Here is a 15,355-nt window from a genome sequence, read left to right as displayed (position 1 = left end):
AGACGGCCGGCGCATGCATGAGGCGCGGCGCGCGGCACACCGCGCGTGACGGCCGCTCAAGGAGAAACGGATGGCTCTTTCGATCACCAGCAACTTCGACGCGGGCGCAATCGACGTCGTGTCCTGCGACAGCGCGGACGCGATCCGGCTGCGCGTGCGCGGCGACAATCGCTCGGAATTCGCGCAGTGGTTCTATTTCCGCGTGACTGGCGCGCGCGGCGAGCGCTGCGTGATGACGTTCGAGAACGCCGCGCAGTGTGCGTATCCGTCGGGTTGGCGCGACTACCGCGCGGTCGCGAGCTACGATCGCGTCGACTGGTTCCGCGTGCCGACGACGTTCGACGGCCGCACGATGACGATCGACCATACGCCCGAATTCGACAGCATCTATTACGCGTACTTCGAACCGTATTCGGACGAGCGCCACGCCGCGTTTCTCGGTGCGGTCCAGCAGTTGCCGCAGGCGAGCGTCGTCGAACTCGGCCGTACGGTGGAAGGCCGTCCGATGTCGCTGCTGACGCTCGGTACGCCGGAAACCGATGGCGCGCCGAAGAAGAAGGTGTGGATCATCGCGCGGCAGCATCCGGGCGAGACGATGGCCGAATGGTTCGTCGAAGGGCTCGTGAAGCGGCTGGCCGGATGGGGCGACTGGGCCGGCGATCCGGTTGCGCGCAAGCTCTACGATCGCGCGATCTTTCATATCGTGCCGAACATGAATCCCGACGGCAGCGTGCACGGCAATCTGCGCACCAATGCGGCCGGCGCGAACCTGAATCGCGAATGGATGGCGCCCGATGCCGAGCGCAGCCCCGAGGTGCTCGCGGTGCGCGATGCGATTCATGCGATTGGCTGCGACATGTTTTTCGACATCCACGGCGACGAGGATCTGCCGTACGTGTTCGTCGCCGGCTCGGAGATGTTGCCGAGCTTTACCGAGCAGCAGCGCAAGGAGCAGGGCGCCTTCATCGAAGCGTTCAAGGTCGCGAGCCCCGACTTCCAGACCGAGCACGGCTATGCGGCTAGCAAGTACAAGGAGGACGCGCTGAAGCTCGCGTCGAAGTACGTCGGACACCGGTTCGGCTGTCTGTCGCTGACGCTCGAGATGCCGTTCAAGGACAACGCGAATCTGCCGGACGAGCGCGTCGGCTGGAACGGCGAACGTAGCGCGGCGCTTGGCGCGGCGATGCTGGCGGCGATCCTCAAGCAGATCGAGACGTTCGCGTAAACGCATTGTCGGTAACGAAAAAGCCGGCCGCATCGAACGATGCGCCGGCTTTTTCGCTTCTGACGTTGCCGCTGCGTCGCGTCAGGACTTCTTCGCGGTCTTTTTCTTGACGGTTTTTTTCGTCGCGGTCGATTTTTTCGTGACGGCCTTTTTCGCGGGACGCCCGGTCGCCTTGGCCTTCACCTTGCCCTTGTGCGATTTGCCCTTGAATTTCTTCGTCGACGGTGCCGGGCGCTCGACGCGCGGCTTGAGCGGCGGAACGGGATCGTTCCAGCTGAACGCGAGCATCTGCTGACCGACATAGCCGCAGCGAAACTTCAGCGGTTCGGGATCGCCGCCGTTCGTCCGAATGCCGAGCCCGTCGACGGTGACGATGTTGTCGACCTTCACGCGCTGCTTGCCTTGATCGAACGAATCGTTCCACGGCGTGATCGTCGCGTTGCCGTTTTCGAATGCATTCGGCGCAAACTCGACGCGGTCGAAGGCAGTCGACGTGCTCGCGATGAAGCTGCCGTGCGCGGCGCAGTCGGCGACGAGCGGATCGGCGTGCATTTCGTTGACGAATTTATTGATCAGCTCGGAACGCTGGTCGAGAAGGTCGGCGAAGACCGGTGCCGGAAGTGCAAGCGACAAGCCCGCGACACAGGCCGCCAGCTTGCCGAGCGTCCGGACGATCCGGAGCGAGGCAGTTGAGCTGTCCATCTGGTTATTGGTGAGGAGCGAATGAGGCATCGGGCAGGTATAGAGGCCCGATGAAGAACAGGAGTTCAATCTTAGCGTAAAAAAGTAGCGCGGCAGTAGACGGCCGACTCGCCTGCGCTGCGCAAGCGGTACGCGCCGGCGCCGCGCGGGGGCGCAGCACGTTCAAGCGCGCGGGCCACCCAGACGATAACGGCGGACGTCGAACGTGGTGACCCACGCGGGACGATAGACGGCGATTAGCGCGGTCGTCATGCCGGTGAACCACGCTTCGCCGAGCGCGAGCAGTACCGTGTTGAACAGGTAGCCGCCCGGAATTACGACAGGCGCGCCGTTGGCAAGCGCGAGCTGCACGCCGGCCGCCGCGGCCGCAGCTGCAACGATCGCGACGGCCGGCGACACGAAACCCTGCCCCGCGATGAACGACAGCAGATTGTGCGGCAGCCATGCGATTGCCGCGCGCTGCAGCAATGCCGATACCGCGACGGGCAGCGCGCCGTAGACGAGGTAGGTCAGGCCGACCCCTTGCCACGATGCATCGAAGATAATCGCGGCGATCGCCGTGACGGCGCCCATCGCGACCAGCGCGAGCGTCCAGTCGAACAGCGTGACGAGCAGCGTCGCGCCGAGCAGATGCATGACGACACCGTCCTCCAGCCATGCGTTGGACGCCCAGAGAACGGTGATGGCCGTCACGAGTGCGAGCCAGACGTGCTGCAGCGTCGCATCGTGCAGGCGGACGAACGGGCGCTTCCAGAACGCGAGCGCGAGCAGCGCCGCGGCGGCGATCCAGCCACCGATGCCAACCCAGAGCGGAAGCGGTGTGAAAAGAAAACCCATGCGTCCATATTACTCGTTGAGCATCAAAGGTGGGAATCCGCACACGTCGACCGTCGCAATATCGAGACTGTTCGTCTAGTGACTGCGCCGGAAACGGGGCAGCGCCTCGGCGGCGAGCGGCAGTTCCGGATCGTCGACGGTCGCGCTCGGCAGCGGATACGGGCGCGTGTTCCGTTGTGCGCGCAGCGGGACCGGGCCGCGTTCGCCGAGTACGGGCTTGCGCGCGCGATCGCGGTCCGCAAGCAGCACCTCGAGATGCGGCGACAGCCAGCCGTTGTAGATGGCGACCGCGGCGGCGCGGTTCGCGGCGCCGAGCTGCTGGAAGATGCTCGCGAGATGGATCTTCACGGTGCCTTCGCTGATGCCGAGCGTGCGCGCGATCATCTTGTTCGTGCTGCCCATGTGGACGAAGCGCATGATCTGCGCTTGTCGCGGCGACAGCAGACCGGCCGGCGAGCGGCGCGGCAATGCGTTCGCGAGCGTCTGGAAACGCGCATCGTGACGGGTGACGGCCGCGGAAGGCAGCAGCCGCAGGGCGATCGGCGGAATATAGTGACCGCCGAGCAGCACCATCTCGAGCGCGCGAACCAGCAGATGCGGACGCGTGGCATGTGGAATCACGCCCGCGACGCCATAGTCGAAGAAGTTCTGAACCGCTTCCGGGGTCGTGTCGCCGATCAGCATCGCGACGGGCGTCGGCGAACAGGCCGTGCACAGCGCCTGGAGTTCGCTGACCTTTCCGACGTCCAGCCAGTCGATCGCGACGAGATCGAAGCGCTGCGTGCGCAGCAGGCGACGCGCCTGGAAACCGTCGGGCGCGTCGTTGATACGCGCGTGACGGTCGATCTGCCGCAACAGGGCCTTGAGCCCGTCACGCCGCTCGGCATCCGAATTGACCACCAGGAACCGCATATTCAGCCTCCTTACGAATGTGTCGTTGATCTGTCGGCAAGTATGTCGAGCGCCGATCATGACAAATACCTTACACGTTGTCTGCTTGGCTGAATGGCTTAGGAGAAGTTCGAAATTTGGCGGCAAAGGAGGCAGACAAGAAAAAAGCCGCTTCCGCACGGGGCGGAAGCGGCTTACGCGATGGCTCGTTGCGGGTCGTGGCGGCCCGTGCCGGCGATCAGTGGAAATGCGGCTGCGCAGGCGACGCGTCTTCCGGCATCTCGGCATGGACGATTTCGCCGAGCGGATCGGCATAGAGCGGCACGCCGCAATCGTCGCAGTATTCCGGCTCGAAACGCCCGGCGTGCCGGCGGATGTCCGTGACGCCGCATTCCTTCAGCAGGCTCACGATTTCCTCGAGCGGGCCGTCGATCGGCGCTTCGCCCTCGAGCGTCGCGCTGTCGATCGATACGTCGCCGTTCTCGCGGCCGTACAGCGGCCAGACGACGCCATAGATCACGTCGTTGCTGCCGCGCCGCGTGAAGCCCACGCGATATTCGTCGATGCGTCGGTCGCCGAAGCCGGCGACGACCGCGCGCAGTTCCTGCGGCGCTGCACCAAGTGTGTCGAAAAGATAACGAATCGCGGTACGGACCGTGTGAGGACGTATGCGTTCGTCCGCATCGCGGCATGCCGAATAGTACGCGTCCGGAAGCAGGCACTCGAACTCGCAGCCGGGCAGTGCGAGCGACAGGTTCGGGCCGCCCTGGGCCGTCCATTGCTCGAGACACTGGCCGCGCTCGATGCGGTTGCCGTGCTCTTCTTCCTGCCAGCGGAACAGCGGTGCGCCGGCGGGCGCGGCGACGACCGCGAGCAGGAAGCGCGGGTCGGCCAGGATCGGGGACGTTTCCGGCAGGTCGCCGAAATTGAGCTTGGCCGCATGCTGGCCGAGGGCCGCATGCGCGAGCTGCTGCGCGAGCCGGTAGGTTTCGACGTGGTGCCGCGGCAGTTGATCGATGCTGTACATGAACGGCGCGAGCCCGACCAGCGTGCCGTTGGCGAGCACGTGGGCCTGCAGGTGCGCACGCAGCGCGTCGGCGATGTCGCTCTTGAGCGGACCCGACGGAATCACATAGCGCGTCCAGGCGAGCACGGGCACCGCGACGAGCAGTGCGTCGTACGGTTGGCCGTCGTGCTCGATCACCATCGACTCGCTGTGCGTTTCTGCCATGTCGGCGAGCGCACCGTACGCGTCGGGATGATTCTGTTGCAGATGGTCGAGCGCTGCGTCGAGCGTGGTCTGATTGCCGTTGCGAACGATCTTGGCAAGCAGGGCATCGAGCTTCGCTTCCCAGAAGCGATCTTCGATGCGGCTGCCCGAAGCGAAGAGCGCAAGCGACAGGCCGACGAGCTTGTCGGCATCGGGGGGAAGACGTTTGGCGATTCGCTGGCGCATATTAAATACGTATAGAAAGAGGCGAAGAACCTCACATTCTAGTCCGTTCTGCGCGCCATAAGCGCTGTCGTGCTACTCGGCGGTCTCGCTGCGATGAAATCGCGGGGACAAAAAAAGTGCGTCGACCCCCTTGCGCATCCTGCGCGAGCTGCATAGAATCACGCCTCTTTCGCGCTAACGGAAACGCGGCGCGGGAGGGGAAGCGGAGCCGGATGTGTGCTGCAGCATGGAGCGCCCGGCCGACGAAGGAAGAAGAACCCCGCAGTCGCAACGATGTAGTGAAAAAAGTTGTTGACGAGCTGCGAAACAGTGTTCATAATCTCGCTTCTCTGCTGCTGACAACGCAGCGCTGCTGAGCAAGACGATCTGCTCGCAGACATGTTCTTTAAAAACTAACAGCCGATAAGTGTGGGCGCTTGATGTGAGCGAGCCCTGATCTTCGGATCGGGATAGCAAAAGTATCAAGAGTCTCACACTAAAGTAAGTCAGGTTTATGAAGCAATTCATATGACCTGTCAGCTTTGAGTGAGCGACCGGTTCGAGAGAACCGAAAACAGTAACAGGTTTGAACTGAAGAGTTTGATCCTGGCTCAGATTGAACGCTGGCGGCATGCCTTACACATGCAAGTCGAACGGCAGCACGGGTGCTTGCACCTGGTGGCGAGTGGCGAACGGGTGAGTAATACATCGGAACATGTCCTGTAGTGGGGGATAGCCCGGCGAAAGCCGGATTAATACCGCATACGATCTACGGATGAAAGCGGGGGACCTTCGGGCCTCGCGCTATAGGGTTGGCCGATGGCTGATTAGCTAGTTGGTGGGGTAAAGGCCTACCAAGGCGACGATCAGTAGCTGGTCTGAGAGGACGACCAGCCACACTGGGACTGAGACACGGCCCAGACTCCTACGGGAGGCAGCAGTGGGGAATTTTGGACAATGGGCGAAAGCCTGATCCAGCAATGCCGCGTGTGTGAAGAAGGCCTTCGGGTTGTAAAGCACTTTTGTCCGGAAAGAAATCCTTGGCTCTAATACAGTCGGGGGATGACGGTACCGGAAGAATAAGCACCGGCTAACTACGTGCCAGCAGCCGCGGTAATACGTAGGGTGCGAGCGTTAATCGGAATTACTGGGCGTAAAGCGTGCGCAGGCGGTCTGTTAAGACAGATGTGAAATCCCCGGGCTCAACCTGGGAACTGCATTTGTGACTGGCAGGCTAGAGTATGGCAGAGGGGGGTAGAATTCCACGTGTAGCAGTGAAATGCGTAGAGATGTGGAGGAATACCGATGGCGAAGGCAGCCCCCTGGGCCAATACTGACGCTCATGCACGAAAGCGTGGGGAGCAAACAGGATTAGATACCCTGGTAGTCCACGCCCTAAACGATGTCAACTAGTTGTTGGGGATTCATTTCCTTAGTAACGTAGCTAACGCGTGAAGTTGACCGCCTGGGGAGTACGGTCGCAAGATTAAAACTCAAAGGAATTGACGGGGACCCGCACAAGCGGTGGATGATGTGGATTAATTCGATGCAACGCGAAAAACCTTACCTACCCTTGACATGGTCGGAATCCTGAAGAGATTCGGGAGTGCTCGAAAGAGAACCGGCGCACAGGTGCTGCATGGCTGTCGTCAGCTCGTGTCGTGAGATGTTGGGTTAAGTCCCGCAACGAGCGCAACCCTTGTCCTTAGTTGCTACGCAAGAGCACTCTAAGGAGACTGCCGGTGACAAACCGGAGGAAGGTGGGGATGACGTCAAGTCCTCATGGCCCTTATGGGTAGGGCTTCACACGTCATACAATGGTCGGAACAGAGGGTTGCCAACCCGCGAGGGGGAGCTAATCCCAGAAAACCGATCGTAGTCCGGATTGCACTCTGCAACTCGAGTGCATGAAGCTGGAATCGCTAGTAATCGCGGATCAGCATGCCGCGGTGAATACGTTCCCGGGTCTTGTACACACCGCCCGTCACACCATGGGAGTGGGTTTTACCAGAAGTGGCTAGTCTAACCGCAAGGAGGACGGTCACCACGGTAGGATTCATGACTGGGGTGAAGTCGTAACAAGGTAGCCGTATCGGAAGGTGCGGCTGGATCACCTCCTTTCCAGAGCTATCTCGCGAAGTTGAGCGCTCACGCTTATCGGCTGTAATCAAGACAGACTCAGGGGTCTGTAGCTCAGTCGGTTAGAGCACCGTCTTGATAAGGCGGGGGTCGTTGGTTCGAATCCAACCAGACCCACCAAGTTGTCTGGCGAGAAGAAACCTGAGTGGTCTCTGTATGGGGGCATAGCTCAGCTGGGAGAGCACCTGCTTTGCAAGCAGGGGGTCGTCGGTTCGATCCCGTCTGCCTCCACCACAATCTTCAATGCGAAGTGCTTGGTTCGAAAGCGAACCGAGGATTTGGCATTGGCGATTGAGCCAGTCAGAGTGATGCAGGAAACTGTATCGGCTGTCGTTCTTTAACAATCAGGAAGAAGTAAGTAATTTGGATAGCGGAAGCGTCTTATGAGATGGACGTGGAAACTATCCGGGTTGTGATTGTATCGATGTATCTCAAGATGATTCGAACTTCATGTTCGGCTCTAATTGGAATACGGCACAACGCGAGAACTCAACCTGTAACGACTGTCGACGAGACAGACTCGTTATAGGGTCAAGCGAACAAGTGCATGTGGTGGATGCCTTGGCGATCACAGGCGATGAAGGACGCGGTAGCCTGCGAAAAGCCCCGGGGAGCTGGCAAACAAGCTTTGATCCGGGGATGTCCGAATGGGGAAACCCACTCCGTATGGAGTATCCATGACTGAATACATAGGTCATGTGAAGCGAACGCGGTGAACTGAAACATCTAAGTAACCGCAGGAAAAGAAATCAACCGAGATTCCCAAAGTAGTGGCGAGCGAAATGGGATGAGCCTTGTACTCTTTATTCGTATTGTTAGCCGAACGCTCTGGAAAGTGCGGCCATAGCAGGTGATAGCCCTGTAGGCGAAAACAGTATGAAAGAACTAGGTGTACGACAAGTAGGGCGGGACACGTGAAATCCTGTCTGAAGATGGGGGGACCATCCTCCAAGGCTAAATACTCGTGATCGACCGATAGTGAACCAGTACCGTGAGGGAAAGGCGAAAAGAACCCCGGGAGGGGAGTGAAATAGATCCTGAAACCGCATGCATACAAACAGTCGGAGCCTCGTAAGGGGTGACGGCGTACCTTTTGTATAATGGGTCAGCGACTTACGTTCAGTAGCAAGCTTAACCGTATAGGGCAGGCGTAGCGAAAGCGAGTCCGAATAGGGCGTTCAGTTGCTGGGCGTAGACCCGAAACCAGGTGATCTATCCATGGCCAGGATGAAGGTGCGGTAACACGTACTGGAGGTCCGAACCCACTAACGTTGAAAAGTTAGGGGATGAGCTGTGGATAGGGGTGAAAGGCTAAACAAACCTGGAAATAGCTGGTTCTCTCCGAAAACTATTTAGGTAGTGCCTCGTGTCTCACCTTCGGGGGTAGAGCACTGTCATGGTTGGGGGGTCTATTGCAGATTACCCCGCCATAGCAAACTCCGAATACCGAAGAGTGCAATCACGGGAGACAGACATCGGGTGCTAACGTCCGGTGTCAAGAGGGAAACAACCCAGACCGCCAGCTAAGGTCCCCAAATATGGCTAAGTGGGAAACGAAGTGGGAAGGCTAAAACAGTCAGGAGGTTGGCTTAGAAGCAGCCACCCTTTAAAGAAAGCGTAATAGCTCACTGATCGAGTCGTCCTGCGCGGAAGATGTAACGGGGCTAAGCCATATACCGAAGCTGCGGATGCGAGCTTGCTCGCATGGTAGGAGAGCGTTCCGTAAGCCTGCGAAGGTGTCTTGTAAAGGATGCTGGAGGTATCGGAAGTGCGAATGCTGACATGAGTAGCGATAAAGGGGGTGAAAGGCCCCCTCGCCGTAAGCCCAAGGTTTCCTACGCAACGTTCATCGGCGTAGGGTGAGTCGGCCCCTAAGGCGAGGCAGAAATGCGTAGCTGATGGGAAGCAGGTCAATATTCCTGCACCGTCGTTAGATGCGATGGGGGGACGGATCGCGGAAGGTTGTCCGGGTGTTGGACGTCCCGGTCGCTGCATTGGAGAAGGCGCTTAGGCAAATCCGGGCGCAGGATTCAAGGGTGTGGCGCGAGCGACTTCGGTCGCGAAGCAATTGGAAGTGGTTCCAAGAAAAGCCTCTAAGCTTCAGTCTAACGATGACCGTACCGCAAACCGACACAGGTGGGCGAGATGAGTATTCTAAGGCGCTTGAGAGAACTCGGGAGAAGGAACTCGGCAAATTGGTACCGTAACTTCGGGATAAGGTACGCCCTTGTAGCTTGACCAGCCTGCGCTGGAAGGGTGAAGGGGTTGCAATAAACTGGTGGCTGCGACTGTTTAATAAAAACACAGCACTCTGCAAACACGAAAGTGGACGTATAGGGTGTGACGCCTGCCCGGTGCCGGAAGATTAAATGATGGGGTGCAAGCTCTTGATTGAAGTCCCGGTAAACGGCGGCCGTAACTATAACGGTCCTAAGGTAGCGAAATTCCTTGTCGGGTAAGTTCCGACCTGCACGAATGGCGTAACGATGGCCACACTGTCTCCTCCCGAGACTCAGCGAAGTTGAAGTGTTTGTGATGATGCAATCTACCCGCGGCTAGACGGAAAGACCCCATGAACCTTTACTGTAGCTTTGCATTGGACTTTGAACCGATCTGTGTAGGATAGGTGGGAGGCTATGAAACCGGAACGCTAGTTTCGGTGGAGCCGTCCTTGAAATACCACCCTGGTTTGTTTGAGGTTCTAACCTTGGTCCGTGATCCGGATCGGGGACAGTGCATGGTAGGCAGTTTGACTGGGGCGGTCTCCTCCCAAAGGGTAACGGAGGAGTACGAAGGTACGCTAGGTACGGTCGGAAATCGTGCTGATAGTGCAATGGCATAAGCGTGCTTAACTGCGAGACCGACAAGTCGAGCAGGTGCGAAAGCAGGTCATAGTGATCCGGTGGTTCTGTATGGAAGGGCCATCGCTCAACGGATAAAAGGTACTCTGGGGATAACAGGCTGATACCGCCCAAGAGTTCATATCGACGGCGGTGTTTGGCACCTCGATGTCGGCTCATCTCATCCTGGGGCTGTAGCCGGTCCCAAGGGTATGGCTGTTCGCCATTTAAAGAGGTACGTGAGCTGGGTTTAAAACGTCGTGAGACAGTTTGGTCCCTATCTGCCGTGGGCGTTGGATATTTGAAGGGGGCTGCTCCTAGTACGAGAGGACCGGAGTGGACGAACCTCTGGTGTACCGGTTGTGACGCCAGTCGCATCGCCGGGTAGCTATGTTCGGAAGAGATAACCGCTGAAAGCATCTAAGCGGGAAACTCGCCTTAAGATGAGATATCCCTGGAGGCTTGACCTCCTTGAAGGGTCGTTCGAGACCAGGACGTTGATAGGTCGGGTGTGTAAGCGCAGTAATGCGTTCAGCTAACCGATACTAATTGCCCGTAAGGCTTGATCCTATAACAAGTCTGCCTTGTAGATCGGCGCCGTGCGACAGCACCGGCTGCGATCCAAAGCGACATGTTGGATTCTCGTGTGCGATACGCACAACCCAAAATTACTGCTTCTTCCCGATTGGTTGCGCTGCGAAGCGGCGCAACAACCCTCTTTGCCTGATGACCATAGCGAGTCGGTCCCACCCCTTCCCATCCCGAACAGGACCGTGAAACGACTCTACGCCGATGATAGTGCGGATTCCCGTGTGAAAGTAGGTAATCGTCAGGCTCCCTAAGCCAAGAACCCCCGCCCAGCAGGCGGGGGTTTTTGCATTTGCGGCGGCCGAAATGCGCTCTCGCGTCGCGCTCGACGACGCAGCACAGCCGACGCCCCCGACATTCGATCGAACTCCACCCCTTTCCATGTCGAACGGCAGCCGAAAGCCGAACCCCACGATTTGATACGATCGAGATCTGTCGGACAGTCATCCGAACGAGATCGCGAAAGAGGGCATGGAATGAATATCGGCGACGCATCGCGCGCATCCGGCGTCAGCGCAAAAATGATCCGGTACTACGAGCAGGTCGGTCTGCTGACGCCAAGCAAGCGCAGCGACGCCGGCTATCGGATCTACGGTCCGGACGAAATCCATACGCTGCGGTTTATCCGCCAGGCGCGTCGACTCGGCTTTTTCGTCGAGGACATTCGAAAACTGCTGACGCTATGGCAAGACCGGTCGCGAGCCAGTGCCGAAGTGAAGTCGATCGCGCTCGGCCATGTCGCCGAGCTCGACAAACGAATCGCCGAACTCACCGATATGCGCAACACGCTGATGGACCTCGCCGCGCACTGTCACGGTGACGCGCGTCCCGAATGCCCGATTTTGGCGCGACTTGCCGAGCCCGTCGGTGAACCACATTAGTGCGCGCGCTCGACACGCCGAGCCGAGGTTTTACTCCACCCCTTTAAAAATCAATGGGTTACAAACGGACGGCAGCGCATCATTCCAAAACGGAATGGCTGCCATGCAAGCATTTCACTAGCATCGCGGTGTGGGATCGCTATAATTCGGGATAACCCTATACGGGAAATCCCTGAATCTCGCTTCGCCAGGGTTCCCCTTCCTTGGAGAACATCATGATCGCCTACATCGTCGAAAAGCTGAGCAACTGGTTCGAATCCGCAGAGCGCGAGCGCCGTGAGGCTTATCTCGCCACGTCGTCGGACATCGTCCAGCTCGAGCAACGTATCCGTTCGCTCGAAACCAACGGCTACTCGCGGTAATTGCCGTGAACGCCAGGTGCCGCGCGGCACCGGTCCAAAAGCAAGCCCCGTATTAACGGGGCTTTGTTTTTTGTGCAGCGAAACTGGAGAAATTCGCCGTATGGCGCTATGGTATGGGCCTGTTTTTCAATCAGGGGGCACGATCATGCGCTTGCGTTTCACGGGGCGCCGCGCTGCGCGCGCGCACGCCATTGCGGGTGCCGCGATACTGCTTCACGGCATCGTCGCTGCGGCTGCGACGTCGTCGAAGCCGTTGATCCTCGATACTCAGCGCGGCATCCAGGACGGCCGCGGCGGACTGGTTCTGCAGACGGCACCGCTATCGTCGGAGCCGATTGTCGAGCCGGCAGGCATGCGCGCGCCGGCAGGGCAGACCGGCACTTCGTCGATTCCGCTGTTCGTCGCGCCGTACATCGACGTGCCGGCAGCAGGGGCATCGCGAACCGGCTCGCCGGCCGTCATCACGCCGCGCCCGCGACCGCTGCAGCCGTAACGCCGATCAATTGCCGCGGTGCTCGACCTGGCATCGCGCGCCGCTGTCCTGTCCGAGCGTCTCGACCAGATAGGGCAGCGCGTCGTTCATGCTTTGGGCAAGCGTGTACGGCGGGTTCAGAATGAACATGCCGCTTCCGTAGAGGCCGAGCCCGTCTGCGGGCGGATTCGACACCGTCAGCGTCGCGTGCAGCCAGTTGTCCGGCTGCAGGCGCTTCAGCTGTTCCGCAAAACGCTGCGATTCGGGCCGCGTCACTTGCGGATACCAGATCGCATAGCAGCCCGTCGCAAAGCGCTTGAGGCACTCGGTCACGCAAGTGATCGTGCGCGCGTAATCCTTCTTGTCCTCGTACGACGGATCGATCAACACGAGCGCGCGTCGCGGCGGCGGCGGCAGCAGCGCCTTGATGCCTTCGAAGCCGTCCCCGGCGAAGATCATGGCGCGTCGTCCGGCATCGCGAAAATTGTGGCGCAGCACGTCGATTTCGGTCGTGTGCATTTCGAACAGGCGCATCCGGTCCTGTTCGCGCATCAAGCGCCACGCCAGATACGGCGAGCCCGGGTAGTAACGCAGTTCGCCGTCGTCGTTCAGCGCGCGCACTTCGTCGACATACTCGCCGAGCGCCGGCGGCAGATTCTTGTCGTTCCACAGTCGGCCGATGCCGGTATCGTACTCGGCCGTCTTCGCCGCATAGCCGTCGCGCAGCGAATACACGCCTGCGCCGGCATGCGTATCGATGTACCAGTACGACTTGTCCTTCTTGTTCAGATAGCGCAGCAGTTGAACGACGACGGCGTGCTTGAGCACGTCCGCGTGGTTGCCTGCGTGAAAACCGTGACGATAGCTGAGCATGGCGGGCGGCCTGGAACGAATGGTGAATCGGGAAAAGCGGCAATCGGACGCGCTCGGGCGCCGATGCGGCCGCGTATTGTACGCGAGGTACGCGCGTCGTCGCGCCTTACTCGTACGCGTCGCCGATCACCGCTTCGACGCGTTGCTTCACGTCCGGCGCGAGCCGCGCGACGACGTCGAGCGCACGCATGTTGTCGCCGATCTGCTCGATCCGCGAGGCGCCGGTGATCACCGAGCTCACGCGCGGATTCGCGAGCACCCACGCGATCGCGAGCTGGCCGGTCGTACAGCCGAGTTCGGCCGCGATGTCGCCGAGCTGCGCGACGATCGCGTTGCTTGCGGGATCGGTGAGGCGATCGCGCAGCCAGTCATAGCCCTGCACCTGCGCGCGACTGCCGGGCGGGACGCCGTTGCGATACTTGCCGGTCAGCAGGCCCGACGCGAGCGGGCTCCATGTGGTCAGGCCGAGGCCGTAATCGTCGTAGAGCCGCGCATATTCCTGCTCGACGCGCGTGCGGTGGAACAGGTTGTACTGCGGCTGCTCGACGATCGGCTTATGCAGATGATGCCGTTCGGCGATGTCGTATGCGGCGCGGATCTCGTCTGCGCTCCACTCGGAAGTACCCCAGTACAGTGCCTTGCCGCGCGCGATCATGTCGCTCATCGCCCATACGGTTTCTTCGATGGGCGTATGCGGATCGGGGCGATGGCAGTAGACGAGGTCGACATAGTCGAGTTGCAGCCGCCGCAACGAGCCGTCGATGGCGTTCAGCAGATATTTGCGGTTCAGCGTGTGGTACTGGTTCGGCGCTTCGGCCAGCCCCCAGAAAAACTTCGTCGACACGATGTAGCTGACGCGCGGCCAGCCGAGCGACTTCAGCGCCTGGCCCATGATTTCTTCGGACCTGCCGCCCGCGTAGACCTCGGCGTTGTCGAAGAAATTGACGCCGGCGTCCCGCGCGGCGGCGAGACATTCGCGCGCGACCCGCTGGTCGACCTGATTGCCGTACGTGACCCAAGAACCGAGCGAAAGCGCGCTGATCTGCAGGCCGGAGCGGCCAAGGCGCCGATAGTGCATGCGACTCTCCTGCGTGGACTCGATCGACCTTAAGCTTAGACGTTTTGCGCGCGGCCGGCAGCGCCGATCGTGCACAATAGCGGCTGGTTCGCCGGTGCGGCCGCTGGGTGAAGGCGGGCGCGGCGCAGGCAGGCTTTATCGATCCGATAACAGAAGGAGACGGGCATGGCAGCAGATCTGAGCGGCAAGACCGCAGTCGTCACGGGCGCCGCGAGCGGCATCGGCAAGGAAATCGCGCTGGAGCTGGCGAAGGCGGGTGCGGCCGTCGCGATCGCCGATCTGAACCTGGACGGCGCGACGGCCGTCGCCGACGAGATCAACAAGGCCGGCGGCAAGGCGATCGGCGTCGCGATGGACGTGACCAACGAGGAAGCGGTCAACACCGGCATCGACAAGGTCGCGGAGACGTTCGGCTCGGTCGACATTCTCGTGTCGAATGCCGGCATCCAGATCGTGAACCCGATCGAAAACTATTCGTTCGCCGACTGGAAGAAGATGCAGGCGATCCACGTCGACGGCGCGTTCCTGACGACCAAGGCCGCGCTCAAGCACATGTACAAGGACGATCGCGGCGGCGTCGTGATCTACATGGGCTCGGTGCACTCGCACGAGGCGTCGCCGCTGAAGTCGGCGTACGTGACGGCCAAGCACGGGCTGCTCGGTCTCGCACGCGTGCTCGCGAAGGAAGGTGCGAAGCACAACGTGCGTTCGCATGTCGTGTGTCCGGGTTTCGTGCGCACGCCGCTCGTCGACAAGCAGATCCCCGAGCAGGCCAAGGAGCTCGGCATCAGCGAAGAGGAAGTCGTGAAGAAGGTGATGCTCGGCAATACGGTCGACGGCGTGTTCACGACCGTGCAGGACGTCGCGCAGACGGTGCTGTTCCTGTCGGCGTTCCCGAGCGCGGCGCTGACCGGTCAATCGGTGGTCGTCAGCCACGGCTGGTATATGCAGTAAAGCGAGCGCCGCTGCGCGCATTGCCGCGCGCGCGACAGCGAATGGCATAAAAAAAACGCGCTCCGGAGAGCGCGTTTT

Annotated in this window: 11 protein-coding genes, 2 tRNA genes and 3 rRNA genes; 10 read left to right on the top strand and 6 right to left on the bottom strand. The window is 60.2% G+C overall.

Features of this window, described 5'->3' with window-relative positions; translation table 11 throughout:
- Positions 1-70: 70 nt before the first annotated feature.
- Complete coding sequence (locus NP80_RS24050) at positions 71-1,225, top strand: M14 family metallopeptidase (protein ID WP_006410119.1); 1,155 nt, start codon at positions 71-73, stop codon at positions 1,223-1,225.
- Between the two features lie 81 nt (positions 1,226-1,306).
- On the opposite strand, the gene NP80_RS24045 is transcribed toward NP80_RS24050, so the two are convergent.
- The 4 genes from NP80_RS24045 to NP80_RS24030 form a co-directional block, all read right to left on the bottom strand.
- Entirely contained in the window at positions 1,307-1,957 is a 651-nt protein-coding gene (locus NP80_RS24045; protein ID WP_080559082.1) for a BspC domain-containing protein, read from the bottom strand.
- Positions 1,958-2,089: 132 nt separating this feature from the next.
- On the bottom strand, positions 2,090-2,764 hold the full coding sequence (locus NP80_RS24040; RefSeq protein ID WP_006405544.1) for an energy-coupling factor ABC transporter permease: 675 nt from the start codon (positions 2,762-2,764) through the stop codon (positions 2,090-2,092).
- Positions 2,765-2,839: 75 nt separating this feature from the next.
- Positions 2,840-3,676 carry a LuxR C-terminal-related transcriptional regulator gene (locus NP80_RS24035; protein ID WP_006398827.1) on the bottom strand — a complete coding sequence of 279 codons (837 nt, stop codon included), beginning with the start codon at positions 3,674-3,676 and terminating at the stop codon, positions 2,840-2,842.
- A gap of 217 nt (positions 3,677-3,893) precedes the next feature.
- On the bottom strand, positions 3,894-5,111 hold the full coding sequence (locus NP80_RS24030) for a DUF2863 family protein (protein WP_006398828.1): 1,218 nt from the start codon (positions 5,109-5,111) through the stop codon (positions 3,894-3,896).
- A 567-nt stretch (positions 5,112-5,678) separates the two neighbouring features.
- Here NP80_RS24030 and NP80_RS24025 point away from each other — a divergent pair.
- From NP80_RS24025 to NP80_RS23995, 8 genes are all read left to right on the top strand, one after another.
- Positions 5,679-7,211: ribosomal RNA gene (locus tag NP80_RS24025) — 16S ribosomal RNA — on the top strand.
- Between the two features lie 61 nt (positions 7,212-7,272).
- Positions 7,273-7,349, top strand: a tRNA-Ile gene (locus tag NP80_RS24020).
- Between the two features lie 38 nt (positions 7,350-7,387).
- Positions 7,388-7,463: transfer RNA gene (locus NP80_RS24015), tRNA-Ala, on the top strand.
- A 295-nt stretch (positions 7,464-7,758) separates the two neighbouring features.
- A 23S ribosomal RNA gene (locus NP80_RS24010) occupies positions 7,759-10,639 on the top strand.
- A gap of 152 nt (positions 10,640-10,791) precedes the next feature.
- Positions 10,792-10,904: ribosomal RNA gene (gene rrf, locus NP80_RS24005) — 5S ribosomal RNA — on the top strand.
- Together the 16S, 23S and 5S rRNA genes with 2 tRNA genes alongside form the textbook arrangement of a ribosomal RNA operon.
- Before the next feature lie 229 nt (positions 10,905-11,133).
- Positions 11,134-11,538 carry a Cu(I)-responsive transcriptional regulator gene (gene cueR, locus NP80_RS24000; RefSeq protein ID WP_006407921.1) on the top strand — a complete coding sequence of 135 codons (405 nt, stop codon included), beginning with the start codon at positions 11,134-11,136 and terminating at the stop codon, positions 11,536-11,538.
- A 215-nt stretch (positions 11,539-11,753) separates the two neighbouring features.
- On the top strand, positions 11,754-11,900 hold the full coding sequence (locus tag NP80_RS30305) for a DUF3563 family protein (RefSeq protein ID WP_006402056.1): 147 nt from the start codon (positions 11,754-11,756) through the stop codon (positions 11,898-11,900).
- 145 nt (positions 11,901-12,045) lie between these two features.
- Positions 12,046-12,393, top strand: a complete 348-nt coding sequence (locus NP80_RS23995) for a hypothetical protein (RefSeq protein ID WP_006409589.1) — start codon at positions 12,046-12,048, stop codon at positions 12,391-12,393.
- A gap of 6 nt (positions 12,394-12,399) precedes the next feature.
- Here NP80_RS23995 and NP80_RS23990 read toward each other — a convergent pair whose 3' ends face one another.
- Both NP80_RS23990 and NP80_RS23985 read right to left on the bottom strand, forming a co-directional pair.
- Positions 12,400-13,245 carry a 23S rRNA (adenine(2030)-N(6))-methyltransferase RlmJ gene (locus NP80_RS23990; RefSeq protein WP_006407923.1) on the bottom strand — a complete coding sequence of 282 codons (846 nt, stop codon included), beginning with the start codon at positions 13,243-13,245 and terminating at the stop codon, positions 12,400-12,402.
- A 106-nt stretch (positions 13,246-13,351) separates the two neighbouring features.
- Positions 13,352-14,323 (bottom strand): potassium channel beta subunit family protein, encoded by a 972-nt coding sequence (locus tag NP80_RS23985; RefSeq protein WP_006407924.1) that lies wholly within the window; start codon positions 14,321-14,323, stop codon positions 13,352-13,354.
- 165 nt (positions 14,324-14,488) lie between these two features.
- Here NP80_RS23985 and NP80_RS23980 point away from each other — a divergent pair, with 165 nt between their 5' ends.
- Positions 14,489-15,277, top strand: coding sequence for a 3-hydroxybutyrate dehydrogenase (locus tag NP80_RS23980; protein WP_006407926.1), 789 nt, complete (start codon positions 14,489-14,491; stop codon positions 15,275-15,277).
- Positions 15,278-15,355: the final 78 nt, after the last annotated feature.

The sequence above is a fragment of the Burkholderia multivorans ATCC BAA-247 genome, assembly GCF_000959525.1.
Lineage (GTDB): Bacteria > Pseudomonadota > Gammaproteobacteria > Burkholderiales > Burkholderiaceae > Burkholderia > Burkholderia multivorans.
The sequence above is the reverse complement of the archived record's forward strand: the minus strand, read 5'-3'. Positions and strand labels throughout refer to the sequence as shown.

Coding starts and splice junctions, on each gene's coding strand:
- NP80_RS23990 (WP_006407923.1), bottom strand. CDS start 13,245: ATGCTCAGCTATCGTCACGGTTTTCACGCAGGCAACCACGCGGACGTG.
- NP80_RS23985 (WP_006407924.1), bottom strand. CDS start 14,323: ATGCACTATCGGCGCCTTGGCCGCTCCGGCCTGCAGATCAGCGCGCTT.
- NP80_RS23980 (WP_006407926.1), top strand. CDS start 14,489: ATGGCAGCAGATCTGAGCGGCAAGACCGCAGTCGTCACGGGCGCCGCG.
- NP80_RS24035 (WP_006398827.1), bottom strand. CDS start 3,676: ATGCGGTTCCTGGTGGTCAATTCGGATGCCGAGCGGCGTGACGGGCTC.
- NP80_RS24030 (WP_006398828.1), bottom strand. CDS start 5,111: ATGCGCCAGCGAATCGCCAAACGTCTTCCCCCCGATGCCGACAAGCTC.
- NP80_RS24040 (WP_006405544.1), bottom strand. CDS start 2,764: ATGGGTTTTCTTTTCACACCGCTTCCGCTCTGGGTTGGCATCGGTGGC.
- NP80_RS23995 (WP_006409589.1), top strand. CDS start 12,046: ATGCGCTTGCGTTTCACGGGGCGCCGCGCTGCGCGCGCGCACGCCATT.
- NP80_RS30305 (WP_006402056.1), top strand. CDS start 11,754: ATGATCGCCTACATCGTCGAAAAGCTGAGCAACTGGTTCGAATCCGCA.
- NP80_RS24045 (WP_080559082.1), bottom strand. CDS start 1,957: ATGCCTCATTCGCTCCTCACCAATAACCAGATGGACAGCTCAACTGCC.
- cueR (WP_006407921.1), top strand. CDS start 11,134: ATGAATATCGGCGACGCATCGCGCGCATCCGGCGTCAGCGCAAAAATG.
- NP80_RS24050 (WP_006410119.1), top strand. CDS start 71: ATGGCTCTTTCGATCACCAGCAACTTCGACGCGGGCGCAATCGACGTC.